General features: G+C 71.9%; 24 protein-coding genes and 1 pseudogene. 16 read left to right on the forward strand and 9 right to left on the reverse strand.

All coding sequences use genetic code 11. From position 1 onward, the window contains the following. Position 1: 1 nt before the first annotated feature. A complete protein-coding gene (locus N8I87_RS03835; protein ID WP_263205424.1) occupies positions 2-436 on the forward strand; it encodes an ATP-binding protein in 435 nt (144 codons plus the stop codon). Positions 437-525: 89 nt separating this feature from the next. On the opposite strand, the gene N8I87_RS03840 is transcribed toward N8I87_RS03835, so the two are convergent. Next, positions 526-1,347 (reverse strand): methyltransferase domain-containing protein, encoded by an 822-nt coding sequence (locus N8I87_RS03840; protein ID WP_263205426.1) that lies wholly within the window; start codon positions 1,345-1,347, stop codon positions 526-528. 315 nt (positions 1,348-1,662) lie between these two features. On the opposite strand from N8I87_RS03840, the gene N8I87_RS03845 reads away from it, so the two are divergent. From N8I87_RS03845 to N8I87_RS03860, 4 genes are all read left to right on the forward strand, one after another. Next, positions 1,663-3,039, forward strand: a complete 1,377-nt coding sequence (locus N8I87_RS03845; protein ID WP_263205428.1) for an NAD(P)/FAD-dependent oxidoreductase — start codon at positions 1,663-1,665, stop codon at positions 3,037-3,039. A gap of 127 nt (positions 3,040-3,166) precedes the next feature. Continuing rightward, positions 3,167-5,401 carry an FUSC family protein gene (locus tag N8I87_RS03850; RefSeq protein ID WP_263205431.1) on the forward strand — a complete coding sequence of 745 codons (2,235 nt, stop codon included), beginning with the start codon at positions 3,167-3,169 and terminating at the stop codon, positions 5,399-5,401. Between the two features lie 68 nt (positions 5,402-5,469). Further along, complete coding sequence (locus N8I87_RS03855) at positions 5,470-5,694, forward strand: hypothetical protein (RefSeq protein ID WP_263205433.1); 225 nt, start codon at positions 5,470-5,472, stop codon at positions 5,692-5,694. Between the two features lie 272 nt (positions 5,695-5,966). Next, positions 5,967-6,422 (forward strand): cyclic nucleotide-binding domain-containing protein, encoded by a 456-nt coding sequence (locus tag N8I87_RS03860; protein WP_263205436.1) that lies wholly within the window; start codon positions 5,967-5,969, stop codon positions 6,420-6,422. A 5-nt stretch (positions 6,423-6,427) separates the two neighbouring features. On the opposite strand, the gene N8I87_RS03865 is transcribed toward N8I87_RS03860, so the two are convergent. Together N8I87_RS03865 and N8I87_RS03870 are read right to left on the reverse strand one after the other, a co-directional pair. Then, entirely contained in the window at positions 6,428-7,735 is a 1,308-nt protein-coding gene (locus N8I87_RS03865; RefSeq protein ID WP_263205438.1) for an MFS transporter, read from the reverse strand. Positions 7,736-7,859: 124 nt separating this feature from the next. Further along, positions 7,860-8,474: a LysE/ArgO family amino acid transporter gene (locus tag N8I87_RS03870; RefSeq protein WP_263205441.1), complete on the reverse strand. Its 615-nt coding sequence runs from the start codon at positions 8,472-8,474 to the stop codon at positions 7,860-7,862. A 90-nt stretch (positions 8,475-8,564) separates the two neighbouring features. Here N8I87_RS03870 and N8I87_RS03875 point away from each other — a divergent pair, with 90 nt between their 5' ends. Further along, a complete protein-coding gene (locus tag N8I87_RS03875) occupies positions 8,565-9,464 on the forward strand; it encodes a LysR family transcriptional regulator ArgP (RefSeq protein ID WP_263205444.1) in 900 nt (299 codons plus the stop codon). 29 nt (positions 9,465-9,493) lie between these two features. On the opposite strand, the gene N8I87_RS03880 is transcribed toward N8I87_RS03875, so the two are convergent. Further along, the gene (locus N8I87_RS03880) at positions 9,494-10,228 is read right to left on the reverse strand and encodes a TetR/AcrR family transcriptional regulator (protein ID WP_263205447.1); all 735 of its coding nucleotides are present in this window, start codon (positions 10,226-10,228) and stop codon (positions 9,494-9,496) included. A gap of 156 nt (positions 10,229-10,384) precedes the next feature. Here N8I87_RS03880 and N8I87_RS03885 point away from each other — a divergent pair, with 156 nt between their 5' ends. Together N8I87_RS03885 and N8I87_RS03890 are read left to right on the forward strand one after the other, a co-directional pair. Continuing rightward, entirely contained in the window at positions 10,385-11,605 is a 1,221-nt protein-coding gene (locus tag N8I87_RS03885; protein WP_263205450.1) for a saccharopine dehydrogenase family protein, read from the forward strand. A gap of 117 nt (positions 11,606-11,722) precedes the next feature. Further along, on the forward strand, positions 11,723-11,971 hold the full coding sequence (locus N8I87_RS03890; RefSeq protein WP_263205452.1) for a WhiB family transcriptional regulator: 249 nt from the start codon (positions 11,723-11,725) through the stop codon (positions 11,969-11,971). A 62-nt stretch (positions 11,972-12,033) separates the two neighbouring features. On the opposite strand, the gene N8I87_RS03895 is transcribed toward N8I87_RS03890, so the two are convergent. Beyond that, entirely contained in the window at positions 12,034-13,461 is a 1,428-nt protein-coding gene (locus tag N8I87_RS03895) for a M1 family metallopeptidase (protein ID WP_263205454.1), read from the reverse strand. A gap of 177 nt (positions 13,462-13,638) precedes the next feature. Here N8I87_RS03895 and N8I87_RS03900 point away from each other — a divergent pair, with 177 nt between their 5' ends. Further along, positions 13,639-13,989 (forward strand): DUF488 domain-containing protein, encoded by a 351-nt coding sequence (locus N8I87_RS03900; RefSeq protein ID WP_263205456.1) that lies wholly within the window; start codon positions 13,639-13,641, stop codon positions 13,987-13,989. A gap of 1 nt (position 13,990) precedes the next feature. Here N8I87_RS03900 and N8I87_RS03905 read toward each other — a convergent pair whose 3' ends face one another. Then, positions 13,991-15,664: an FAD-binding dehydrogenase gene (locus N8I87_RS03905; RefSeq protein ID WP_263205458.1), complete on the reverse strand. Its 1,674-nt coding sequence runs from the start codon at positions 15,662-15,664 to the stop codon at positions 13,991-13,993. A gap of 15 nt (positions 15,665-15,679) precedes the next feature. Further along, positions 15,680-16,318 (reverse strand): TetR/AcrR family transcriptional regulator, encoded by a 639-nt coding sequence (locus N8I87_RS03910; protein WP_263205459.1) that lies wholly within the window; start codon positions 16,316-16,318, stop codon positions 15,680-15,682. 120 nt (positions 16,319-16,438) lie between these two features. Here N8I87_RS03910 and N8I87_RS03915 point away from each other — a divergent pair, with 120 nt between their 5' ends. The 3 genes from N8I87_RS03915 (at position 16,439) to N8I87_RS03925 (ending at position 19,176) form a co-directional block, all read left to right on the forward strand. Then, a complete protein-coding gene (locus N8I87_RS03915; protein ID WP_263205461.1) occupies positions 16,439-17,065 on the forward strand; it encodes an alpha-ketoglutarate-dependent dioxygenase AlkB in 627 nt (208 codons plus the stop codon). Positions 17,066-17,151: 86 nt separating this feature from the next. Continuing rightward, positions 17,152-17,910, forward strand: a complete 759-nt coding sequence (locus N8I87_RS03920; RefSeq protein ID WP_263205464.1) for an MBL fold metallo-hydrolase — start codon at positions 17,152-17,154, stop codon at positions 17,908-17,910. Between the two features lie 30 nt (positions 17,911-17,940). Next, complete coding sequence (locus N8I87_RS03925) at positions 17,941-19,176, forward strand: DUF4032 domain-containing protein (RefSeq protein ID WP_263205466.1); 1,236 nt, start codon at positions 17,941-17,943, stop codon at positions 19,174-19,176. Between the two features lies 1 nt (position 19,177). Here N8I87_RS03925 and N8I87_RS03930 read toward each other — a convergent pair whose 3' ends face one another. Further along, a complete protein-coding gene (locus N8I87_RS03930; protein WP_263205468.1) occupies positions 19,178-20,050 on the reverse strand; it encodes a universal stress protein in 873 nt (290 codons plus the stop codon). Positions 20,051-20,176: 126 nt separating this feature from the next. On the opposite strand from N8I87_RS03930, the pseudogene N8I87_RS44270 reads away from it, so the two are divergent. The 4 genes and pseudogenes from N8I87_RS44270 to N8I87_RS03950 all read left to right on the forward strand — a co-directional run. Continuing rightward, a pseudogene (locus N8I87_RS44270) lies at positions 20,177-20,293 on the forward strand (VOC family protein); the annotation flags it as partial. Between the two features lie 138 nt (positions 20,294-20,431). Further along, positions 20,432-22,108 (forward strand): NAD(P)/FAD-dependent oxidoreductase, encoded by a 1,677-nt coding sequence (locus tag N8I87_RS03940; protein WP_263205472.1) that lies wholly within the window; start codon positions 20,432-20,434, stop codon positions 22,106-22,108. Further along, positions 22,105-23,553 (forward strand): ATP-binding protein, encoded by a 1,449-nt coding sequence (locus N8I87_RS03945; RefSeq protein ID WP_263205474.1) that lies wholly within the window; start codon positions 22,105-22,107, stop codon positions 23,551-23,553. Before N8I87_RS03940 ends, N8I87_RS03945 begins: the two co-directional genes overlap by 4 nt. Further along, positions 23,550-23,900: a UBP-type zinc finger domain-containing protein gene (locus N8I87_RS03950; RefSeq protein WP_263205476.1), complete on the forward strand. Its 351-nt coding sequence runs from the start codon at positions 23,550-23,552 to the stop codon at positions 23,898-23,900. Before N8I87_RS03945 ends, N8I87_RS03950 begins: the two co-directional genes overlap by 4 nt. Positions 23,901-23,979: 79 nt before the next feature. On the opposite strand, the gene N8I87_RS03955 is transcribed toward N8I87_RS03950, so the two are convergent. Next, entirely contained in the window at positions 23,980-25,779 is a 1,800-nt protein-coding gene (locus tag N8I87_RS03955) for a M4 family metallopeptidase (RefSeq protein ID WP_263205478.1), read from the reverse strand. Positions 25,780-25,823: the final 44 nt, after the last annotated feature.

Here is a 25,823-nt window from a genome sequence, read left to right on the forward strand (position 1 = left end):
GATGCCGATCGTGCCGCGCCGGGACGACACACCGCCCTCCGAGGAGACGCTGGAGCGTACGTTCTCCTTTCCGGGCGATCTGCGGAACGTGACGGGTACACGACTCGCCGCGGAGGAGTTCCTGTGTGTCCTCGCACGCAGGTCGCCGCCGGCGGCTCCGGAGTACTGGGACGACATCCTGCTGGTCGTCACGGAACTGGCCGCCAACGTCGTCCAGTACGCCCCGGGCCCCTTCGAACTGCGGATGCGCCGCACGTTCGACGGCGTGCACGTCACGATGCACGACACCAGCACCACCCGGCCTCAGCCGCGTCCGTTCCGGCCCAGCAAGGGCGGGGGCGGTATCGGCTGGCACCTCATTCACACGCTGTGCGAGCAGGTCAGCGTGGTCGTCACGGAGACCGGCAAGGACGTGCACGCCTTTCTTCCCTGGTGACAGAACTTTTCTTCCCCGGTGACGGGACTCTCTTCCCTGGTGAGGAACCCTCTTCCCTGGCGACGGAACGTTCCCGCAAGGTCGTCGTCTCAGCCCGGGCGATGGGCGACCGCGCCGAACATCGTCACGGACATGTGCAGTGCGCCCCGCTCGGCGGCCTCGGCAAGACCGGCGTACGCGGTGTCGCACTGGGCCTCGGTCAGCAGTCCGCGGTGCACCGCCGACTTGCCCAGCATGCGGATCAGCGGCCAGGCGACGGACCGGTGGTCCTGGAGCAGGGCCTGGGAGCCGCGGTCGTCGACCACGAATCCGGCCGCGGCCAGCTGGCCGACGAGGCGGCGCCCCGAGTAGGGGTTGGCCGCGCTGGTCAGGGCGCCCGAGGTCAGCGCCCGCATGATCTCCGGGTCGCCGGGGTGCAGGATGGTGGTCGCCCAGTCGGTGTCGAGCAGCGCCACACGGCCGCCGGGGCGCAGCACCCGGGCCATCTCCGCGACGGCCCGGTCCGGTTCGGCGAGATGCTGCAGCACGCGTTCGCACCACACGACGTCCACCGAGGCCTCGGGCAGGGGCAGCGCGAGGGCGTCGCCGTCCGTGAAGCGCGCCCCGCCGCCGCCCGCGCGTTCCTCGGCGACCGCGCGCAGCGCGGGGTTCGGTTCGACGCCGAGGGCCGATCCATGGGGGCCGACGGCGGCCGCCAGTTCCCGTGTCCATGAGCCGGTCCCGCAGCCGACGTCCAGCGTCCGCTCGCCGTCCTTGGGCGCGAGCGCCTCGTGGGCCCAGGCGCGCAGCCGTCGTACTCCCGGGTTGGCGTCCTGGACGTCCAGCGCGCCGATCAGATGTGCCGCCGCTTCGGGGTTCCGTGCGTCGATGTTCCTAGTCCGGAAGCCCGAACCGGGCCGTGTCTGCGCCATGCCGCGCACTCTACGGCGCACGGCTCGCGGTCCAGGAGCCTTTTCCGGACGCCTGGTTCGAGCCCGCCGCGACCGGCGCGCGCCCCGGCCCGGGAACCCTCGGACTGCCACTGTCACAGCGATACGGCGCATATCCGTGCGACACACGGGTTACTCGGGGCCGCGGGAGGCGCATGCTGGTGCCCACGCCGTCGTCTGCCTGCCGCACCCGACTGGCGGGGCGGCTCGGGGCGCGGTGGGATCGATGTGGTGCGAAGCAGCGATCCGGGGCACGCGCATGGTGTCGAGTCGGACCGCCCGGAGCCGCGGAAAGGGATGAACGACGTGACACGACCCAGGATCCTGGTGGTCGGCGCAGGCTTCGCCGGAGTGGAGTGCGTTCGCCGCCTGGAACGGAAACTCGCCCCCGACGAGGCCGACGTCACCCTGGTGACGCCCTCCGCCTTCCAGCTCTATCTGCCGCTGCTGCCCCAGGTCGCCTCCGGCGTGCTCACGCCCCAGTCGATCGCGGTGTCGCTGCGCCGGAGCAAGAAGTACCGCACCCGGATCATCCCGGGCAGTGCCATCGGCGTGGACCTGAAGTCCAAGGTCTGCGTCATCCGCACGATAACGGACGAGACCGTCGACGTGTCGTACGACTACATCGTGCTGGCGCCGGGCAGTGTCACCCGCACCTTCGACATCCCGGGCCTGACCGAGCACGCCTTCGGCATGAAGACCCTCGCGGAGGCCGCCTACGTCCGCGACCACGTCATCTCCCAGCTGGACCTCGCCGACGCCAGTCACGACCCGGCGGAGCGCGCCTCGCGGCTGCAGTTCGTGGTGGTCGGCGGCGGTTATGCCGGTACCGAGACCGCCGCCTGCCTGCAGCGGCTGACGCACGCGGCCGTCAAGCGCTACCCGCGGCTGGACCCCGGCCTGATCAAGTGGCATCTGATCGACATCGCGCCGAAGCTGATGCCGGAGCTGGGCGACAAGCTCGGGCGCAGCGCCCAGGAGATCCTGCGCCGGCGCGGCATCGACATCTCGCTGGGCGTCTCCATCGCGAAGGCGGGCCCCGAGGAGGTCACCTTCACCGACGGCCGGGTGGTCCCGACCCGCACCCTGATCTGGACGGCCGGTGTGGTCGCCAGCCCGCTGATCGCCACGCTCGGCGCGCAGACCGTGCGGGGGCGGCTCGCGGTCGACCCCCATATGTCGCTCCCGGGCCACGACGGCGTGTTCGCGCTCGGCGACGCCGCCGCCGTGCCGGACCGGGCCAAGGAGGAGGGCGCGATCTGCCCGCCCACCGCGCAGCACGCCATGCGGCAGGGCAGGAGGGTCGCCGACAACGTCATCGCGACGCTGCGCAATCAGCCGCTGCGCCCGTACGAGCACCGGGACCTCGGGCTCGTCGTCGACCTGGGCGGCACGGACGCGGTGTCCAAGCCGCTGGGCATCGAACTGCGCGGCCTGCCTGCCCAGGTCGTCGCCCGCGGCTACCACTGGACGGCGCTGCGCACCAATGTCGCCAAGACCCGCGTCATGACCAACTGGCTGCTCAACTCGGTGGCGGGCGACGATTTCGTGCGCACCGGGTTCCAGGCCCGCAAGTCCATGAGACTCAAGGACTTCGAGCACGCCGACGCCTATATGACGCCCGAACAGGTGCGGGCGTATGTGGAGGGCCGCGGCGGCGGCCCGTCGAGCTGACCCGGGGCACCCCGTCGGCCGCCGGCCGGCCGCGCTTTGAGCCGGCGGTCGTCCCCGGTGGCCATGGGCCGTACCGTGCCATGCTGGGTGCGGGATCACGACGTGACACGGGAGAGAGCGCGGCGGCGTGAGGACTGCGGGACGGTCGGTGCGGGCGGAGCTGCGGGACCGTCTCGCGGCGTCCGATCCCGGCCTGCTGCGGCTCGCGGCGGGCCTGCGGACCGTCCTCGCCATCAGCCTGTCGCTGGCCGCATTGGCCCTGGCGGGGGCCGATGTGACCCATCTGGTGGCCGCCGCCATGGCCGCGATGGTCGCCACCTTCGCCATCCGGGAGAAGCAGCGGGGCCGGCAGGCCGTCACGCTCGCCCTGGGGCTGCCGGTGGCCCTGGCCTCGGTGTCGCTGGGCGCGCTGCTCAGCGCGCACATCGTGGCCGGCGACCTGTTCTTCGTCGCGCTCATCTTCTGCGCGGTCTACGGCCGCCGGTACGGGGAGCGCGGTACGGCGCTCGGGCTGATCGGCTTCCAGATCTACTTCCTCTCGCTGTTCGTGCACGCGACCGTGCCGACCCTGCCGGGGCTCTACGGCGCGATGGGCGTGGCGTTCGTGTGCAGCGCCCTCGCCCGGTTCGTCCTCGTACGGCAGACGCCCGCGGGCACCCTCGACCGGCTGCGGCGGGCCTTCCGCGCCCGGCTCGCCCAACTCGTCGAGGCCCAGATCGAGTTGCTCGACGCCGGCCCACAGGACGTGGACAAGGCCCTGGAGGTGGTCCGGGTCAGGACGGCCCGGCTGCACGAGACGGCGCTGCTGATCCAGGGCCGGCTGGAGGACGGGACCTCCGACGGGTCGGTGGCGCGGCTGCTCCAGCGCCGGATCGCGGACGCCGAGATCGCCGCCGAGCGGCTCGGGCTGATGCTGCTGACCGCGCGCAGCACCGAGCGGGCGGACACGCTCACGCTGCATCTGCCGGGCGCGCCCCTGCCCTCAGGGGGTGAGCTGCCGGTGCGCGACGAGTGGGCGGCCGAGCTGCGCCGCGCGCTGGAGGCGCTGCGGCTGCTGGTGCTGCGACCCGTCGGCGAGGACACGGGGACCGGCCTCTCACGGCTGCGGAACCGGCTGCTCGGCTACCGGGGGGAGGAGAACCTGCCCGATGCCCCGTCCGCCGTGCAGGACGTCTTCCGGGGCGTCGGCGAGGCCGCGCGCACGGTCCTGGGGCTGCGGATCGCCCTCGACGGGCCGCAGGACGAGTCCGCCGACACCCCCGCGACGACCCGCTCGCGCGAGGAGCTGGACGCGGAGGACGCGGCGATCGGCGGTGAGGAGGACGAGCCGGAGGAGGAGCGGCCCACCGGCCTGCTGCGGCCGACGACGCGGGCGGCCGTGCAGGTGGCGGTCGGATCGGCGCTCGCCATGGCGGGCGGTGAGCTGCTGTCGGGCGATCGCTGGTACTGGGCGGTGCTGACCTGCTGGATCGTGTTCATCAACACCGCGTCCACCGGGGAGATCCTGGTCAAGGGCTATCGCCGGGTGCTCGGCACGGTGTTCGGCGTCGTGGCCGGCATCGGCCTTGCGGGACTGGTCGGGCACCACACGTGGACGGCGTTCGGGCTGGTGCTGCTGCTCATCTTCGCGATGTTCTACACGGCCCCGCTCTCCTACACGCTGATGTCGTTCTTCGTGACGGCGATGCTGGGGCTGCTGTACACGCTGCTCAACACCTATAGCGCGTCGGTCCTGGTGCTGCGCGTGGAGGAGACGGTGCTGGGCGCGGCGTGCGGGGTCTTCGCGGCGGCGGTGGTCCTGCCGGTGCACACCGACCGCCGTACGAACGAACTCCTGGCCGGCGCGCTGAACCGGCTGGCCGACGTCACGCGGGCCGCGGTGGACCAGTTGAGCGGTGGGCCCCCGGCCGAGCTGCTGGACCGGGCGCGCGAGCTGGACCAGGCGCTGGCCGATCTGCGTGCCTCCACCCAGCCACTGACCCACCCGATCGCACCGCAGCGGTCGCGCCGGGACACGGCCCGCTATGTCGTGGCCCTCCTGGAGACCTGTGCGTATCACGCGCGTTCCCTGGCTGCCACCGCCGAACTGCTGCCCGCATACCCCTCGATCGCCGCGGATCCCCGGCTGCGCGGGGTGGGGCAGCGGATCGTGCACAACATCGAGGCGATCGCCGAGCACGTCACCGACCGGCACGCCGAGTCCAGGGTCGAGACCGGCCCCAGCATCGCCTCCCTGCTCGAGCCCGGCACCCTCGCGACCCCGCGCTGCGACCGCGTGACCGACCGCGTGCTGCGCCATCTGCAGCGCCTGGACGAGGCGGCCATGGGCCTGGCCCGCCCCCTCCGAGTCCCACTCGCATGATCTCTCCGGGCGCCGCCAAACCCGTGAATCGGTCCGGTCGGGGCGTCGTTTCGGGGTATGGGGACGGTATGACCGACGTCGTGGATTCGAGCGAGCTGTTGCGGCGCATCCAGCGCGGGCGGGACTGCGCGGCGGCCGAGGAGCGGGCCTGGCGGGCCTGTGCGGAGAACCTGAAGGCGACCGATCCGGAAGGGGCCCGGGAGGCGTCCGCGCGGGCCTGGGCGTACGAGGCCGTGTTCCGTGTGCTGGACGAGATCGCGGTACCGGGGCGGCACGGCGACGGGAAGAAGTGAAACCGGTCACGTGACCCGCTCTCAGGTACGCGAAGCCGCCGTAGGTGGTTTACCGTTCATACATACGTGGCCTCGGAGTCGACCGCGACAGTCCTCCCTGTGTCACCGCTTACGGCCCTGGCTGGTTTCCCCCGTCCAGCCAGGGCTTTTTAATGCCCCAGGGACCGAATCCAGAGGTTCTCCACTCCGCCGAGGTGCTCAGCGCGGCGGCAGCGGCTGAAATGGGTGCAGGGAAAACACCGGAAACCCCCGCCGGCGAGGAGCCCTGCGCGATGACCAAAGCGATAAAACTGCTGACCGCCCTTCCGCAAGTGCAGCGCGAGCGTCTGATGGAGCTGGCCCAGGAGGTCTCCTTCCCGGAGGACACCCGGATCTTCGAGGCGGGTGGCACCGCCGACCGCTTCTGGGTGATCCGTTCGGGCGCGGTCAACCTCGATCAGGAGGTGACAACCCACCAACGCGTGACCGTGGCCACCCTCGGCGCCGGCGACCTCCTTGGCTGGTCGTGGCTGTTCCCGCCGTACCAGTGGGACTTCGGCGCGGTGGCCTTCAGTCCCGTGCGCGCCTACGAGTTCGACGCGGCGGCGGTGCTGGGCGTGTCCGTGGAGGACCCGTTGCTCGGGCTGTCGCTGGTACGGACCGTCGCCGAGATCCTCGCCCACCGGCTGGAGATGACCCGCGGCAAGCTGATGGACCAGTACACACTGCGCCGGCGCGGGCCTCTTTAGAACCCTCAGACGCGGTAGCGGCGCAGTGCCGGTACGGCGGCGGCCAGGACCAGCATGACGAGCACGACCAGCAGGCCGCCGCCCGCGACGGCGGACCGCGGGCCGAAGGCCGAGCCCGCGGTGCCGTGCAGCACGTCGGCCAGGCGCGGGCCGCCCGCCACGACGACCGTGAACACGCCCTGCATCCGGCCGCGCATCTCGTCGGTCGCGGCGGACAGCAGGATCGCCCCGCGGAAGACCATGGAGACCATGTCGGCGACCCCGCCGGCGGCCAGGAACGCCAGGGCGACCCACAGGTTCCGGCTCAGCCCGAACCCGGCGATGGCCACGCCCCAGCCGACCACCGAGCCGATCACCAGCAGGCCGTGCCGCCTCGCCCGCGAGAACGTGCCGGAGAGCAGTCCGCCGAGCACCGCCCCGACGGGGATCCCGGCGAACAGCACACCGAGCGCGAGCCCCTCCCCGTACGACGCGTACGTCTCGGCCGCCAGCTGCGGGAACAGGGCGCGGGGCATGCCGAACACCATGGCGACGATGTCGGCGAGGAAGGAGAGCAGCAGCACCTTGTGCAGCGAGATGTAGCGGAAGCCCGCCGCGATCTCCCGCCACCCGGCGCGACGGGCCAGCGCCTGCCCCAGCGGCGGCAGCGCGGGGAGCCGTACGACGGCCCAGACCGTGACGCACAGGGCCAGGGCGTCGATCAGATACAGCTCGGGCAGGCCGATGACCGGAATCAGCGCACCGGCCAGCAGGGGCCCGGCCACCAGCCCGGTCTGCATGACGGTCGAGCCGAGGGCGTTGGCGGCGGGCAGCTCCCGCTCGGGCACCAGCCGGGCGATGGAGGCGTTGCGGGCCGGAGAGTTGAGTCCGAAGAACGCCTGCTGCATCGCGAGCAGCACCATGAGTGCGACGACCGAGTCCAGTCCGGTCGCGGCCTGTGCCCAGAACAGGAGCGAGGTCACGGCTATCCCGCTGTTGGTGACCAGCAGCAGCTTGCGGCGGTCCACGGTGTCGGCGACCGCCCCGCCCCACAGCGCGAACACCACCATCGGCACCAGACCGGCGAGGCTCGCGTAGCCGACCCAGGCCGAGGAGTGCGTGATGTCGTAGATCTGCTTGGGTACGGCGACGGCGGTGAGCTGGCTGCCGACGGCGGTGACGATGGTCGAGGACCACAGCCGGCGGTAGGCGGGACGGCGCAGCGGGCGGGTGTCCATCGCCCAGCGGCGCCAGCCGTGCCGGGGCGGGGCCGGCGCAGCGGGCGGGTCGGACTGCACTTCGGTGCCGCTGCCTGGGCTCTCGCTCGTGTCCACGGGCTTCCTGTTGCTCGCTGTGGTTGCTCACTACATCTTTCGATGGCGAGCCTCACTATCGCAGCAACTCCCGCACCTGCCGAACCGCTTTGTCCCACGATCCGGCCGACGCACGACCCCTGTCTCACGATCCGGCGACGAGCACCGCTCCGAGACCGATCATCGTCGCGGCGACCAGACCGTCGAGGACGCGCCAGGCCGACGGGCCGGCGAGGAACCGGCCGAGCAGCCGGGCGCCGAAGCCCAGCGCGGCGAACCAGCACAGGCTGGCGAGCGCCGCGCCGAGGCCGAAGGTCCAGCGCAGGGCGCCCCGGTCGGCGGCCAGGGAGCCGAGCAGGAACACGGTGTCCAGATAGACGTGCGGGTTGAGCCAGGTCATCGCCAGGCAGGTGAGCACCGCCCGCCTGCGGGAGCCCGCCGCCTCGCCCTCCGTCCTCAGTCCGGTCCCGGGCTTGAGGACGCGGCGGGCGGCGAGGGCGCCGTAGCCAAGCAGGAAGGCGCCGCCGATCAGTCCGACCGCGGTCAGCGCCCCCGGCCACGCCACCACCACGGCGCCGACGCCGCCGACGCCCAGCGCGATGAGCAGGGCGTCGGACAGGGCGCAGATCCCGACGACGGCGAGGACCGCGTCACGGCGTACCCCCTGGCGCAGGACGAAGGCGTTCTGGGCGCCGATGGCGACGATGAGGGAGAGGCCGGTGCCGAATCCGGCGGCCGCGGCGGTCAAGGCGTTGGACATGCCCTTGACGCTAGGCAAGGGGATCACCGCACGTACAGCTAAAGATTTTTACGTACCATTAGCACTCGTCATGACGAAGTGAGGGCGCACATGATGTCGGAGCTCCCCCTCGACCAGGTGCGGACGCTGCTGGCGGTGGTGGACGAGGGCACGTTCGACGCGGCGGCCGCGGCGCTGCATGTGACGCCGTCGGCGGTCAGTCAGCGGGTGAAGGCGCTGGAGCAGCGCACGGGCCGGGTGCTGCTCCAGCGCACGAAGCCGGTGCAGCCGACAGAGTCCGGCGAGGTGCTGGTGCGGTTCGCCCGGCAGCTGGCCCGGCTGGAGCGGGACGCGCGCGGCGAACTCGGCATGAGCGGTGCCGGGGAGCCGACGCGGGTGTCGGTCGCGGTGAACGCGGACTCGCTGGCGACCTGGTTCCTCGGGGCGCTGACGCGCGTGCCGCAGGAGCCGCGGCTCTGTTTCGAACTGCGCCGCGAGGACGAGGACCACACGGCGGCGCTGCTGCGCGAGGGGCTGGTGATGGCGGCGGTGACCTCGTCGCCCGAGCCCGTTCCGGGCTGTTCGGTGCGGGCCCTGGGCCGGATGCGCTACCTCCCGGTGGCGAGCCCCGCCTTCGCCGCGGCGCATCTGGGCGGCCCGCTGCGGGACGCGCTCGCCGGGGCGCCGGTGGTGGTCTTCGACCGGCGGGACGACTTCCAGGACGCCTTCGTGCGCACCTTGTCCAACGGGCGGGCGGCGGCGAGCGCGCTGCGGCACCACGTCCCGACGTCGGAGGGCTTCGCTCAGGCCGTGGCCGCGGGTCTCGGCTGGGGCATGGTGCCCGAGGCCCAGGCCGACCCGCTCCTGCGCACCGGCTGCCTCGTCCGCCTCACTCCAGGGCGGTCGGTGGACATGCCGCTGTTCTGGCAGCAGTGGAAGCTCGACTCCCCCGCGCTGGCGGCGATGGCCGAGGCGGTGGTGGCCACCGCGGCGGAGACACTGCACGGGTAGCGGCCGCAGGACGAACCAGGCCGGGTCGGCTATCGGCTTCCCGCTCCGGCCGGCTCCGGCCCCGTACGGGCCGCCAGGGTACCGGCCGCGCTGTCCAGGAGCATGTCCAGGGCCGTCGGATAGGCGCTGGTGGGCATGCGGGCGGCGAGGAGCGGTGCCGCCTCGGCGATACGGGGGTGAGTGGCGCGCGGCAGTCGGGCGTAGGTCGAGTCCCACTGGTCGTCGTCGGCCCGCTGGGAGGCGCTCGGCAGGGCCAGGGACGCGGCGTCGAGGGCGGCGAAGGCCAGCGTCTGGTCGATGAAGGCGTGGTAGACGCGCACCGTCTCCGGCAGCGGGAAGCCGGCCGTGCGCAGCACGTCCAGGACGGCCTCGTCGGCGGCCAGTTCGTGCGCCCGGCCGGTGACCCGGTTCGCGGTGAGCAGGGCCGCCTGCGGATGCGCCACATACGCTGCGTGGATGCGCAGCCCGATCGCCCGCAGGTCCGCCCGCCACCGCCCCGTGGGCTCCCAGCCGCGCAGCGCCTGCCCGATGAGCGCGTCGCCGATGGCCAGGGTCAGGTCGTCCATACCGCGGAAGTAGCGGTACAGCGTACTCGGGTCGCAGTCCAGGGCCAGGCCCAGGCGGCGCGCGGTCAGGCCGGCGCTGCCGTGTTCGCGCAGCATGCGCAGCGCGGTCTCGACGATCAGCCGCTCGGAGAGCACGGTGCCGCTCCTGGTCGGCCGGCGCCGCCGCCGTTTCTCCTCGGGCACCACCGGTTTCGGCATGCTCCACCCTCCCGTGCCGCTCCTGGCTCTTATGCCAACGCCATTGACCTTACGGGAGCCCGGGGCGTTGTATCTCGGGCCAGGGCGCGCCTGGCTTCAACTTCAACTGCAACTTCGACTTTCGACTTTCGACTTTCGATCGTGAGGGATTTCGTCATGCGTGTGCTGCTCGTGGGAGCAGGCGGTGTCGGCACCGCCATCACCCGGATCGCCGCCCGGCGTCCGTTCTTCGACCTGATGGTCGTCGCCGACTACGACCTCGCGCGGGCCGAGGCGGCGGTCGCGGCGCTCGGCGCCGACGCCGCCCGGTTCCGCGCCGAGCGGGTGGACGCGGGCGACGAGTCCGCCGTGGCAGAGCTGCTGGCGCGCCACGGCTGCGACGCGCTCCTCAACGCCACCGACCCGCGCTTCGTGATGCCCCTGTTCCGGGCGGCGCGGACGGCCGGCGCCACCTACCTCGACATGGCGATGTCCCTGTCGCGGCCGCACGCCGAGCACCCGTACGAACAGTGCGGGGTCAAGCTGGGCGACGAGCAGTTCGAGCTGGCCGCCGACTGGGAGAAGGCGGGCGCGCTGGCGCTCGTCGGCATGGGGGTGGAGCCCGGTCTGTCGGACGTGTTCGCCCGGTACGCCGCCGACGAACTCTTCGACGAGATCGACGAGATCGGCATCCGTGACGGCGCGAACCTCACCGTCGACGGCCACGACTTCGCTCCGTCGTTCAGCATCTGGACCACCATCGAGGAGTGTCTGAACCCGCCGGTGGTGTACGAGGCGGAGCGCGGCTGGTTCACCACCGCGCCGTTCAGCGAGCCGGAGGTGTTCGACTTCCCCGAGGGGATCGGTCCGGTGGAGTGCGTGAACGTCGAGCACGAGGAGGTGCTGCTGGTGCCGCGCCGGGTCGACGCCCGGCGGGTCACCTTCAAGTACGGGCTGGGCCGGGAGTTCATCGAGACCCTCAAGACGCTGCATCTGCTGGGCCTGGACCGCACCGGCCCGGTGACCGTGCCGGGCGCCGGCGGTCCGGTCGCGGTGTCACCGCGTGACGTGGTCGCCGCCTGTCTGCCCGACCCGGCGACGCTGGGCGAGCGCATGCACGGCAAGACCTGTGCGGGTACCTGGGTGCGCGGCACCAAGGACGGCGCGCCGCGCGAGGTGTATCTGTACCACGTGGTCGACAACCAGTGGTCCATGGCGGAGTACGGCTGCCAGGCCGTGGTGTGGCAGACGGCGGTCAACCCGGTCGTCGCTCTCGAACTCCTCGCCACCGGTGCCTGGTCGGGCTCGGGAGTCCTCGGCCCGGAGGCGTTCTCGGCCCGCCCGTTCCTGGATCTGCTGACCGCCTACGGCTCGCCCTGGGGCATGCGGGAGCAGTGATCCCGCCCCGGTCGCCCACCGATGGCTCATGTGTTTCACAACCGGGTCGACGGTGACCCGAAGTCGCGTTACACATGTGCAAGGGCGCGGACGACATCGATCGCAGGTGACTTTCCCATGGGCGACTGGCGAGAACAGGCCGCATGCCATCACAAGGACCCCGACCTCTTCTTCCCGATCGGCACCACAGGACCGGCGGTGCGGCAGACACAGCGGGCCAAGGCGGTCTGCGGGCGTTGCCGGGTCCGGGAGCAATGCCTGGACTGGGCGCTGCGGACGGGTCAGTCCGGCGGCATCTGGGGCGGCACGACGGAGATGGAACGGCGCGCGCTGAACCGGCGCGTCGGCATACGGCGGCGTCCCTGAGGGGCACGGGCCGTTCCTCACCCGTCCGTTCTGCGATCGATCATGCTCCGACCGTGGTCGCTCTACGCCCTGCCCGGCTTGCCCTGGGTGTACAGCCAGGTCCGGAACAGTCCGTCCAACCGCTTGCCGGACTCCCGCTCGGCGAGCTTCACGAACTGCGCCGTCGTCCCGTGCCCGCCCCGGTGCTCGGCGGCCCACGCGCGCAGGATGCGGAAGAACGCCCGGTCGCCGACGGCCTTGCGCAGTTCGTGCAGGGCCATGGCGCCGCGGGCGTAGACCGGCGTGCCGAAGATGTTGGCGCCGCTGCCGGGGTTGCCGGGCGGATACGCCCACAGGTCGTCGCTCGCGCGGGTGGCGTACAGCTTGTCGAAGGTCTTCTGGGCGCTGTCGCCGCCGTGCTGCTCCTGGTAGAGCCACTCGGCATAGGTGGCGAAGCCCTCGTTGAGCCAGATGTCCTTCCAGGTGGTGAGGGAGACGGAGTCGCCGAACCACTGGTGGGCGTTCTCGTGGACGAGGGTGCTCAGATCGGGCGCCGAGTCGTACACGGGCCGGGTCTGGGTCTCCAGGGCGAACCCGACGTCCGGCGCCCGGTCGACGATCGAGCCGGCGGCCCGGTACGGGTAGCGGCCGAAGAGCCCGCTCTCCCACTCCAGGACGGACGGCAGCTTCTTCAGGACGGGCGCCGCGGCGCTCGCCTCGCGCGGGTCGACGGCGTTGTACACCTCGATGCCGTCGCGGGTGGTGTACCGCTCGACCTTGAACCTGCCGATGGTCGCCGTGGCGAGATAGGCGGCCATGGGTGCGGTCTGGCGCCAGCGGTAGGTGGTCTGCCCGTGCGCGGTGCGCTGTCCCAAAAAGACGCCGCCTGCGACCGCGGTGCGTCCCTGGGGGACGGTGATCCTGAAGTCGTACGAGGACTTGTCCTTGGGGTGGCTGTTCGCCGGGAACCAGGTCATCGCGCCCTGGGGCTCACCGGCGACGAAGGCTCCGTCGTCGGTGGGGATCCATCCGTCGGGGGAGCCGTCCGGGTCGGTGACCGGCTTGGGGGTGCCATGGTAGGTGACCTCGACGCGGAAGTCCTGGCCCTTGTGCGGCGCCCGGCGCGGTGTGATGACGAGTTCCTGTCCGTCGCGGCGGAAGTGCGCCGTGGTGCCGTCGACGGTGAGGCGTGTGACCTTGAGGCCCTTGAGGTCCAGGTCGAAGCGGGTCAGCTTCTGGGTGGCGCGGGCGCTGAGCACCGCCGTGCCGTCGAGGTGGCGGGAGGCGGTGTCGTAGCGCAGGGTCAGGCCGTAGTGGCGGACGTGGTAGCCGCCGTTGCCCTCGAGCGGGAAGTACGGGTCGCCCACGCCGGAGGAGCCGGTCGTGCCGGCCGCGGCCGGTCCGGCGGCGGCGAGCAGTGCCGCCACGGCGACGGGGACGGTGGCGAGGACCGCCTCGCGGCACAGGACTGCGGTGCGTCGTCTGTCGGCCTGCCTGCGGAGTGGTGTCACGTGCGCTCCCTGGGGGTGGCGAATGATCAAACGCACCACAGACTAGGCGCCCAAGCCGACCAAATCCCCCTCGTTCAGGTCAAGTTACGCCGCGTCGCCGATCAGTTCCGGTCGTCGGCACGAGTGGAAACAGTACGCTGCAGGCTCCCCACCCACCCTGTGGACGGAGGCCCGAGCATGAGCGTCCGCGTGCGCCGGATCTACGAACCGCCCGAGCCCGAGGACGGCTTGCGCGTCCTGGCCGACCGCCTCTGGCCGCGCGGTGTGTCCAAGGACGCGGCCGAGGTGGACGAGTGGCCCAAGGCCCTCACCCCGTCCACCGAGCTGCGCCGCTGGTATCACGCGGGCGAGGGCTCCTTCGAGGAGTTCCGCAGGCGGTACGAGGCGGAGCTCGCCGCGCCGGAGGCCGCCGAACTTCTCGACGGCCTCCGGGAGGCGGCCCGCAAGGGCCCGGTGACGCTGCTGACCTCCTCCAAGACCCCGGACGAGAGTCATGCCTCGGTGCTGGCGCGGCTCCTGACGGACTGACTCAGGCCGTCTGCTTCGCCGCGGCCCGCCCGGCCGCGCGCCCGGAGAACAGGCAGCCGCCGAGGAAGGTGCCCTCCAGGGCGTTGTAGCCGTGGACGCCGCCGCCGCCGAAGCCGGCGACCTCGCCCGCCGCGTACAGCCCGTCGATGGGCTGCCCGTCGGCGCCCAGGGCGCGCGAGTCCAGGTCGGTCTGGATGCCGCCGAGGGTCTTGCGGGTGAGCACGTGCAGCTTGACGCCGATCAGCGGGCCGGCCGCCGGGTCGAGAATGCGGTGCGGGGTCGCGACCCGGCCGAGGCGGTCACCGATGTAGCGGCGGGCGTTGCGGATGCCCTGGACCTGGGAGTCCTTGCTGTACGGATTGGCGATCTGCAGGTCGCGCGCCTCGATCTGGCGGCGCACCTCGGCCGCGTCGAGCAGCGCCTTGTCCGCGAGGCCGTTCATCTTCTCGACGAGCTTGTCGAGGGTGTCCGCGACCACGAAGTCGGCGCCGTTGCGCAGGAATGCCTGCACCGGTCCGGGCGCGCCCCTGCCGAGCAGCCGGTCGCGCAGCACCGCCTTGCGGTCCTTGGCGGTGATGTCGGGGTTCTGCTCGGAGCCCGACAGCGCGAACTCCTTCTCGATGATCTTCCGGGTGAGGATGAACCAGGAGTGGTCGTGGCCCGCGATGTCCTCGGTGGTGCGCAGATGCCTGAGCGTGCCGAGGGTGTCGTAGCCGGGCAGGCAGGGGTCGGGCAGCCGGCGGCCGAGGGCGTCGAGCCAGATGGAGGACGGGCCGGGCAGGATGCGGATGCCGTGGCCGGGCCAGATGGGGTTCCAGTTCTGCAGGCCCTCGGTGTAGTGCCACATGCGGTCCCGGTTGACGAGCCGTACGCCCGCGTCCGCGCTGATGTCGAGCATCCGGCCGTCGACATAGGCGGGGACGCCGGTGACCATCTCGGCGGGGGGCGTGCCGAGCCGCTCGGGCCAGTGGCGGCGGACGATGTCGTGGTTGGCGCCGATGCCGCCGGTGGTGACGACCACGGCCTGGGCGGTGAGTTCGAACTCGCCGGTCCGGTCGCGGTTGGAGGCCACTCCCCGCGGCGAGTCGTCGTCGGCGAGGACCGTGCCCCGCACGCCGCGCGCCGCCCCGTCCCCGATGATCAGCTCGTCCACCTGGTGGCGGTGGTGGAAGGTGAGCAGCCCGGCGCGCGCGGCCTGCTGGGCGTACCGCGCGAACGGCTCGACGACGCCCGTGCCGGTGCCCCAGGTGACGTGGAAGCGCGGTACGGAGTTGCCGTGGCCGTCCGCGCGCAGGTCGCCGCGCTCGGCCCAGCCGACCGTGGGCAGCAGCGAGATGCCGTGGCCCTCCAGCCAGGACCGCTTCTCCCCCGCCGCGAACTCGACATAGGCGCGGGCCCAGCGCACCGCCCAGGAGTCCTCGTCCTCGACCCGGTCGAACTGGGCACTGCCCTGCCAGTCGCTCCAGGCGAGGTCGAAGGAGTCCTTGATGCCCAGGCGGCGCTGCTCCGGGGAGTCGACGAGGAAGAGCCCGCCGAAGGACCAGTACGCCTGACCGCCGAGGTTGGCGGCGTTCTCCTGGTCGACCAGGGCGACGCGCCTGCCCCGGCTGGTGAGTTCGTGCGCCGCGACCAGGCCCGCGAGGCCCGCTCCGACGACGATGACGTCCGCGTCCATGGCGACCGTTTCCCTTCACTGTGCGACTCGTCCGGGGGCGCCGCCGGCATCGGTCAGCAGCGCGGTGAGCAGTTGTCTGAGCCAGGCGCGGGCGGTCTCGACGTCCCGGTCCAGCAGCAGTTGGGTGGTGACCCCGTCGTACGCGGCGACCACTGCGTGCGCCGCTCCGTCGGCATCGCCGAGCACGGCGGGCAGTTCGGTGTGGCCCTTGGCCCGTGAGAGCCGGTCTGCGATGGCAGTCCTGAGGCGGGCCCGGTGGTCGAGGAGGGTCTGGGCGACGTCGGGGTCACGGGCGGCGTGCACCAGGAAGTCGGTCTTCACGAGCAGCCAGTCCACGTCGAGCAGCAGTACCTCGGTGACCCGGTCCACGGAAGCGGGCACGTCGAGGTCGGGGCCGTCACCGGCCAGCGCGTGGGTCACCTGCCGCGCGATGAGGTCCGCGCGCTCCTGGTACAGGGCGAAGAACAGCTCGTCGAGGGTGGCGAAGTTCGAGTAGAAGGCGCCCCGGCTGAATCCGGCGGCCTCGCAGACCTCCTCGATGGACACCCGCCCGAAGCCCTTGGCGGCGAACACACCGAATGCGGCCTCGAGCAGCCGGGCCCGGGTGTGGATCCGGCGCCTGGTCACGCGCTTGGCCGTGCCCTCCGCCGCCATGTCCGACCTCCGTTCGATACGCGAATGTATCGGATACGCCAATGTATCGAAAGATCTCCGCCGAGACCCTCGTCAAGATCTAAAGGGAACATGTTTTCGATTAAGGAGTACGCTGCTCCCATGGCCACGCACCTCCAGGGCTCCCTGTTCGACCAGACCGACGAGCTGCGGCTCGGCTCCCTCGACGGGACACGCCGGACCCGGCTCGGCTCCGGCGCCTGGATCGACGTGCTGCCCGGCTGGCTGAGCGGCGGCGACGCCCTGTTCGAACAGCTGGCCGCGGACGTGCCCTGGCGCGCGGAGCGCCGCACGATGTACGACAACGTCGTGGACGTACCGCGGCTGCTCGCCTTCTACGGCGCGGACGATCCGCTGCCGCACCCGGTCCTGGCGGAGGCCCGCGAGGCGCTCTGCCGGCGCTACGCCGACGAACTCGGCGAGCCGTTCACCACCGCCGGGCTGTGCTACTACCGCGACGGCCGGGACAGCGTCGCCTGGCACGGCGACCGGATCGGGCGGGGCGCACGCGAGGACACGATGGTCGCCATCCTCTCCGTGGGCGCGCCCAGGGACCTGCTGCTGCGCCCGGTGGGCGGCGGCGACACCGTCCGGCGCCCGCTCGGCCACGGCGATCTCATCGTGATGGGCGGCTCCTGCCAGCGCACCTGGGAGCACTGCGTACCCAAGACGGCGCGCGCCACCGGTCCGCGCATCAGCGTCCAGTACCGCCCGCGCGGCGTGCGATGAGAGTCCGCGGCCCCGTCCGTCGCGGACCCCTGGCCATCTGGTTGGCTGTCCCTCGTCGAACGGCGCGCTCACACCTCGGGAAGACCATGCGAGCAGATGTACACCAAGTGGCGGACGGCACCTACCTGGTGCACGGCAGCAACACCAACTGGGTCATCCTCACCGACGGGGACGCCGCGACCCTGGTGGACACCGGCTACCCCGGGGACCGGCAGCGGCTCCTCGACTCGCTCGCCGCCGTGGGCAGTTCACCACACGCGCTGGCGGCCGTCCTGATCACCCACGCCCACAACGACCACCTCGGCTCGGCCGAGTACCTGCGCAGCACCTACGGCACGCCGGTCTACCTCCACGAGGCCGAAGTCCCGCACGCCCGCCGGGACTTCCTCCAGCAGGTGACCCCCGGCCAGGTGGTGCGCAACGCCTGGCGTCCGGGCGTCGTGCCGTGGCTGGTGCACGTGCTGCGCGTCGGCGGGGTGGAGCAGCACCCGGTCGCCGCTCCCGAGTCGTTCCCCCGCGAGGGAGCCCTCGACCTGCCGGGCCGGCCCGTCCCGGTGCACACCCCCGGCCACACGGACGGCCACTGCGTCTACCACCTGCCGCAGGCCGGGATCGTGCTGTCCGGCGACGCCCTGGCCACCGGCCATGCCACCGCACGGGCAAAGGGCCCGCAGCTGCTGCCCGACATGTTCCACCACGAGCGCGCCCGCGCGGTGGCCTCGCTGGACGTGATCGAGGCGCTGGACGGCGACACCCTGCTGCCCGGCCACGGCCCGGTCCACCACGGCTCGGTGAGCGAGGCCGCCCGGCAGGCCCGGGAACGGGCGCACCGACCGGGGCGCTGAAGCCCGGTACGCGGCCTTAGGGTTCGTCCCATGGCACTGCAGATCAGCGCGACCAACCCGGAGCACCCCGCGCTCCTGCTCGAACTCCCCTGGGACGTGCCCCTGGAGGAGTGGCCCGAGGAGCATCTCGTGCCGCTGCCCCGGGGCATCTCCCGGCACGTCGTGCGCTATGCGCGGGCCGGCGACGAGGTGATCGCCGTCAAGGAGCTCGCCGAGCGGCCCGCACTGCGCGAGTACGAGCTGCTGCGCGACCTGGACCGGCTCGGCATCCCCGCGGTGGACCCGCTGGCCGTCCTCACCGGACGCACCGACAGGTCAGGCGCCCCGCTGGAGTCGGTGCTGGTCACCCGGCACCTGGGCGGCTCGATGCCGTACCGCTCGATGTTCGAGACGACCATGCGCCCGGCGACCATGCACCGGCTGATGGACGCCCTCGCCGTGCTGCTGGTCCGGCTGCATCTGGCCGGGTTCTCCTGGGGCGACTGCTCGCTGTCCAACACGCTGTTCCGGCGGGACGCGGGCGCGTATGCGGCCTATCTGGTGGACGCGGAGACCGGCGACCTGCACCCACGGCTCAGCCCGGGGCAGCGGGACTACGACCTCGATCTCGCGCGGGTGAACATCAGCGGCGAACTGCTGGACCTGGAGGCGTCGGGGGCGCTGCACCCGTCCGTCGACCCTGTCGAGTTCGGCACGGAGATCTGCGCCCGCTACCAGGGCCTGTGGCAGGAGCTGACCCGCACGTCCGTGTACCCGGTGGGCAAGTACCACTACATAGAACGCCGGATACGACGGCTCAACGACCTCGGCTTCGACGTCGCCGAGATGCAGATCGAGCGCTCCGCCGACGGCGACACGGTCACCTTCGTGCCCAAGGTCGTCGACGCCGGCCACCACCAGCGCCAACTGCTGCGCCTGACCGGTCTCGACACCGAGGAGAACCAGGCCCGCAGGCTGCTGAACGACCTGGAGAGCTGGATGGCCACCCAGGACGACTACGGGCCCGGCGATCCCCTCGCCGCCCGCCCGGAGGTACTGGCGCACCGGTGGGTGCGGGACGTGTTCCGCCCCACCGTGCGCGCCGTACCGCTCGATCTGCGCGGCTCCATGGACCCGGCCGAGATCTACCACGAGCTGCTCGAACACCGCTGGTACCTGTCCGAGCGGGCGGAGCAGGACATGGGCCTGGACACGGCGGTCCAGGACTACATCGAGAACGTCCTCCCCAAGGCACGCGAGACGCTGGAGCCGACCACGCCGGAGTAGGTCAGTCGTGCGGGACGACGGCCACCGGGCATTCGGCGTGGTGCAGCACCCCGTGCGCCACCGAGCCGATCCGGGCGCCCACCGCCGTGAGGTGCGCGCGCCGCCCGACGACCGTCAGCTGGGCCTGTCCGGCCACGGACAGCAGCACCTGGCCCGCGCTGCCCATCTCCACCTGCTCGGCCACGCGGACGCCGGGGAAGCGCTCCCGCCAGGGCTTCAGCGCGTCGGCCAGGGCCTTCTTCTCGTACGGCTCCAGACCGCCGGCCTCGTCGAGGAGCTTGAGCGAACCCGGGCTGTAGGCGAAGACCGGCGGCAGCGTCCACGCCCGTACCGCCCGGACCGTGGCCCCCCGAGCCGCCGCCGTCTCGAACGCGAACCGCAGGACGGCCGCGCTGTCCTCCGGGCCGCCCTGCTGACCCACGACCACCTCCCGCCCGGCCGCCTCGGCGGACGGCCGGTCCCCGGCGCGCACCAGGACCACGGGCCGCGCGGCCTCGGCGATCACCTGCTGTCCGACCGAGCCGAGCAGGAATCCCATGACAGCGCCGTGCCCGCGCGAGCCGAGCACCATCATCTCCGCCTCGGTCGCGGCCCCGACCAGTGCCTCGGCGGCGTGCCCCTCGACCACGTCCACGGTGACCGTCAGCTCCGGGTGGCGCTCGGTGACGGCGCGCACGGCCTCCGTGACGCCGTCCGACACCCACCGGTGCTGTGTGTCCCGGTCCCCGGCGCCCTCCGCCTCGTGCGGGTGGAATCGCCACGCATGCACCACGCGCAGCGGCAGCTCCCGGCGTACGGCCTCCCGTCCCGCCCACGCCAGCGCGGCGAGACTCTCCTCCGTACCGTCGACCCCTGCCGTGATCGGGCGTGTCATGCTCAGGCCTCCTCGTGATCCGCCTTCTGAGGGGCCAGTCTTCACTACGCTGCGACCATGGCGATGCAGGGGGAGCAGGTGGCCGTGGACGCGGCCGACCCGGCGGCCCCGGTGGGCCACGGCGCCCGGCTGCTGTCCCTCGGTGCCCGGCGCGCGGACGTCGGGCAGGGCGAGCAGCCCTGGACCGTGCTCATGGACCCGGAGGGCAACGAGTTCTGCGTGCTGAGCTCGCGACGGCACTGACCGCGGCCTCCCCGCCGCACAGCCGCCCGGTTCCGCGCACCGGAGCGCATCCGGGCGATCGAACATACGATGGGCGGGACCGGTGCGGTGACAACGGGGACACCGTCCCGTGAAACGACCTCTCGGGGTGGGAGACGTATGGCACAGGCCGCCGACACAGCCCGGACCGTCATCATGACCGTGGACGACGACCCGGGAGTGTCCCGGGCCGTCGCCCGGGACCTGCGACGGCGCTACGGCGAGTCGCACCGGATCGTGCGCGCGGAGTCCGGCGAGTCCGCGCTGGAGGCGCTGCGCGAGCTGAAGCTGCGCGGCGACCTGGTGGCGGTCATCCTGGCCGACTACCGGATGCCGCAGATGAACGGCATCGAGTTCCTGGAACAGGCCCTGGACGTGTACCCGGGCGCCCGGCGGGTATTGCTGACCGCGTACGCGGACACGAACGCGGCGATCGACGCGATCAACGTCGTGGACCTGGACCACTATCTGCTCAAGCCGTGGGACCCGCCGGAGGAGAAGCTCTATCCGGTGCTGGACGATCTGCTGGAGGCTTGGCGGCACAGCGACTTCCACTGCGTGCCCAGCACCAAGGTCGTCGGCCACCGCTGGTCGGCGCGATCGTCGGACGTGCGTGAGTTCCTGGCCCGCAACCAGGTGCCGTACCGCTGGTACTCCGTCGAGGAGCCGGAGGGGCAGCGGCTGCTGGCCGCGGCCGGACAGGACGGGCAGCGGCTGCCCCTGGTGATCACTCCGGACGGCACGCCCCTGGTGGAGCCCGAGGCGCCGGAGCTGGCCGCCCGGGTGGGACTGGCGACCACGCCGACGGCCGACTTCTACGACCTCGTCGTCATCGGCGGCGGCCCGGCCGGGCTCGGCGCGGCGGTGTACGGGGCGTCGGAGGGGCTGCGGACCGTGCTGGTGGAGCGGTCGGCCACCGGTGGGCAGGCCGGGCAGAGTTCGCGGATCGAGAACTACCTCGGCTTCCCCGACGGCGTCTCGGGCGGCCAGCTCACCGGGCGTGCCCGGCGGCAGGCCGCCAAGTTCGGTGCCGAGATCCTCACCGCGCGCGAGGTGACGGGACTGGAGGCCAACGGGGCGGCCCGCGTCGTACGGTTCGCGGACGGTTCCGCGATCGCGGCGCACAGCGTGATCCTGGCGACGGGCGTGCAGTACCGGCAGCTGGAGGCCCAGGGCTGTGTCGATCTCACCGGCTGCGGGGTGTTCTACGGCTCCGCACTCACGGAGGCGGCCTCCTGCCAGGGGCACGACGTGTACATCGTCGGCGGCGCCAACTCGGCGGGCCAGGCGGCGATGTACCTGTCCAGGTTCGCCAAGTCGGTGACGCTGTTGGTGCGTGGCGCCGACCTGTCGGCGTCGATGTCGTACTACCTGATCCAGCAGATCGACGAGGCACCGAACATCTCGGTGCGCAGTCACACGGTGGTCGACGCCGCGCACGGCACCGACCGCCTGGAGCGGCTGACGCTGCGTCATGTGGCGAGCGGTGAGAGCGAACTGGTCGACGCCCAGTGGATGTTCGTGTTCATCGGCGCGGCCCCGCTGACCGACTGGCTGGGCGAGACCGTGCTGCGCGACGAGCGCGGATTCATCCTCGCCGGACCCGATCTGACCCCCGACGGCCGGCCGCCGGCCGGCTGGGAGCTGGACCGGCCGCCGTACCACCTGGAGACCAGCGTTCCCGGTGTGTTCGTGGCGGGCGACGCCCGCGCAGAGTCCGCCAAGCGGGTCGCGTCCGCCGTCGGAGAGGGAGCCATGGCCGTGATGCTCGTCCACCGGTATCTGGAGCAGTCATGAGCGGGCAGCTGATGCCGTGCAGCCCGAAGGAGATCGGCTCGCTGTTCCTGTTCGAGAAGCTGGCTCCGGAGCAGCTCGGGCGGTTGTGCAGCACGGGGCGGGTGGAACTGTTCCAGCCCGGCCCGGTCTACACCGAAGGTGAACCGGCCACCTGCTTCTACGTGATGATCGAGGGCACGGTCGTGCTCTCCCGCCGGGTCGGCGGGGACGACGTGGAGGTCACCCGGACCTCGCAGCGCGGGGTGTACGCGGGCGCCATGCAGGCCTATCTCGGTGACCGGGTGCGCCAGGTGTACAACAACTCGATGCGGGTGACGGAGCCGACCAGGTTCTTCGTCCTGCCCGGGGACACCTTCGCGGACATCATGAGCCAGTGGTTCCCGATGGCCGTGCATCTGCTGGAGGGGCTGTTCTTCGGTTCCAAGAGCATGCAGGCCGCCATCGGGCAGCGGGAGCGGCTGCTGGCGCTCGGCTCGCTGTCGGCCGGGCTCACGCACGAACTCAACAACCCCGCGGCGGCGGCCGTCCGGGCCACCTCGACGCTGCGGGAGCGGGTCGCGAAGATGCGGCACAAGCTCGCCGTGATCGCCGAAGGGCCCTTCTCACGCGACGCGTTGGCAAGCCTGATCGAGATCCAGGAGCGCACCGCGGAGCGGGTCTCCAAGGCGCCGGCGCTCAGCCCGCTGGAGGCCTCGGACCGGGAGGACGCGCTCACCGACTGGCTGGAGGACCACGGCGTCGACCACGGCTGGCAGCTGGCGCCCACCTTCGTCCAGGCCGGACTCGACGTCGACTGGCTGGAGCAGGTCGCGGCGGCCGTCGGCGAGGAGATCCTGCCCGGGGCGGTCGGCTGGCTCAACTACACCATCGAGACCGAACTGCTGATGAACGAGATCGAGGACTCCACCACCCGTATCTCGCATCTGGTCGACGCGGCCAAGCAGTACTCACAACTGGACCGGGCGCCCTACCGGACGGTGGACGTGCACGAACTCCTCGACAGCACCCTGCTGATGCTGTCCGGCAAGATCGGGCAGCGCATCGAGGTCGTCAAGGAGTACGACCGCACGCTCCCGCCGGTCCCGGGTTACCCGGCCGAACTCAACCAGGTGTGGACCAACCTCGTCGACAACGCGGTCTGCGCGATGAACGGCGCCGGTGGAGAAGGCACGTTGACCGTGCGGACGGCGCTCGACCACGAGCGGGTGCTGGTGGAGTTCCGGGACACCGGTCCGGGGATCGCCCCGGAGATCAGAAGCCGGATCTTCGACCCGTTCTTCACCACCAAGCCGGTCGGCCAGGGCACCGGCCTGGGCCTGGACATCTCCTGGCGGATCGTCGTCAACAAGCACCACGGCAGCCTCCAGGTCGAGTCGGCGCCCGGCGACACCCGCTTCCAGGTCCTGCTGCCCCTGACCGCCGAGACGCCCGAGGAGACAGCATGAGCACCGACCCCGCGATCGACCCGAGCGTCCCGCCCAGCGGCACCGGCTGCGTGGAGTGCGACGAGGCGGGCGGCTGGTGGTTCCATCTGCGCCGCTGTACGCAGTGCGGGCACATCGGCTGTTGCGACGACTCCCCCGCCAAGCACGCCACGGCCCACTACCGGACCACCGGGCACCCCGTCATCCGCAGCTTCGAGCCGGGCGAGGAGTGGTTCTGGAACTACGACACCGACGAGTTGTACGCCTCCGGTCCCGAGCTCGTTCCCCCGGTCGCCCACCCCGCCGACCAGCCCGCACCGGGCCCGGCCGGACGGGTACCCGAGAACTGGGCACAGACTCTGCGCTGAACACCCGTTGCCGGGGGCCGGCATGCGGGTGCCCCGCGCGTGGCGGGGCACCCTGGTCTGCCGTGGGACCGGCCTGCCGTCAGTGACGGGCGGCAGGCGTGTTCGCGGCGGTGACGTTGACCTCGGCCCAGGCCCGGTCGACCGTCTTGTACTCGACGCTGGACGCGCCGTACAGGTCCTTGGCCGCCTTCAGCGTCGCGACACGCGCGTCGTGGAAGTCGGTCGAGGAGACCATGTAGCGGGTCAGGGCACGGTAGAAGATCGCCGTGGCCCTGGTCCGGCCGATGCCCTTGACGGTCCCGCCGTCGTAGGTCGGCGAGTTGTACTTCACGCCGCTGATCGTCTTCTGGCCGCTGCCCTCCGCGAGGAGGTAGTAGGCGTGCGACGAGACACCGGAACCGGCGTGCACCTCGGTGTAGTACACCTCCGGCTTCCAGTAGTCGACGGTGCCCTCGAGCCGGTCCAGTGACGGGTGGTCGAGGCGGCGCAGGAACTTCTGGGACAGACCCATCTTCTCGCCGATGAGGTAGTCCGGCGTGTCCTTCGCGTTCCTGGCGAAGAACTCGACGTTGGAGCCGAAGATGTCGGCCAGCGACTCGTTCAGCGAGCCGGGCTCGCCGTACTGGCCGTTGTCGTCGACGAAGGTCGGCTCGAGCTTCGCGGTCGCGTCCACCACGCCGTGGGTCAGCTCGTGACCGGTGACGTCGAGGGCGACGAGCGGCTTCTTGATCGTACGGCCGTCGCCGTCGCCGTACAGCATGCAGCCGCACTGGGGGTCCCAGAAGGCGTTGCCGACCTTCTTGCCCCAGTGGACCATGGCCTTGGCGGGCTTGCTGTTGTTCGCGATGCCCTTGCGGTTGAAGGTCTTCTTGTAGAAGTCCAGGGTCCTGGTGATGCCGTACTGGGCGTCGGCGGCGGCGCTGGCACGGCTGGAGGTCGTGCCGTTGCCGAAGGTCTTGCTCGAGCTGGTGATCTTCTTTCCGGCGCCGAAGTTCTCGGTCTGCGTCCCCTTGGCGTCCCGGGTCTCGGTGCCGTAGCGGTTCGGGTCCTTCAGCAGGTAGGTCGTGCGGGCCGTCTGCTGGACGGTCAGCCCGACCGTGCCGACGAACAGCGACTTGCCGGTGCCCGCCACCGTCTTCGGGTAGCGGGTGGCGGTGGCCGCCGACAGCGACGAACCGGCGAGGCCGGCGTCCCGCGTACCGAGGCCGGCGGCCGGGTCGATGGTCTCGCCCCGCTTGCGCAGGGTGTCGAGCAGCTTCGGCGACAGGAACTCGTCGCTCACGGGCGCGTTGCTGCGCACCTTGCCGGTGACGGCGTCGACGACGACCGTCCGGGCGCCGTTGCCCTCGGTGGTGCCGCTGTCGGTCACCGTCACCTGGTAGGCGAGGGCCGAGGCGCCCTCACGGGCGTCCACCACGAGCTGGGCGCTGCCCGCGTCGCCCTTGGCGGCCGCGGCGGCCTTCTGCTCCGCCTGCTCGGCGGTCAGTTCGGCCTGTGCGGCGGCGGGCTTGACGGAGTGGTCGGCCGCGGGGGTCACACCCGTGTAGGCCAGCTGCCGGGAGAGGTGGACGACGAGGTCGCCACCGAGCACCGGCATTCCGTTGTGCGTCCGGACGAACCGGACGTGCCGGGCGCCCTCGGGGTCGATCATCACGTCCTGGGCGTGAAGCCGGTCGCCCGTGGAGACGCCGGTCGCCGACGCGTGGGCGAAGGCGGCGGCACGCGCCGCCGACACCACCGACGCGGCCGTCGAGGCCTGCGACGAAACGCCGCGCTCCACCCCCGTGGAGGGACCCGCGAATGCGGTACCGGCGAGGCCCGTGGCGGCCGTCGTCACGGCGACGGCAACCGCCACGCTGCGTATGTGCGGTCTACGCACTGGTCAGGGTTCCTTCGTTCGAAGACGGCCGGGATCGCCAACCG

The sequence above is a fragment of the Streptomyces sp. HUAS 15-9 genome (genome assembly GCF_025642155.1).
Taxonomy (GTDB): Bacteria; Actinomycetota; Actinomycetes; order Streptomycetales; family Streptomycetaceae; genus Streptomyces.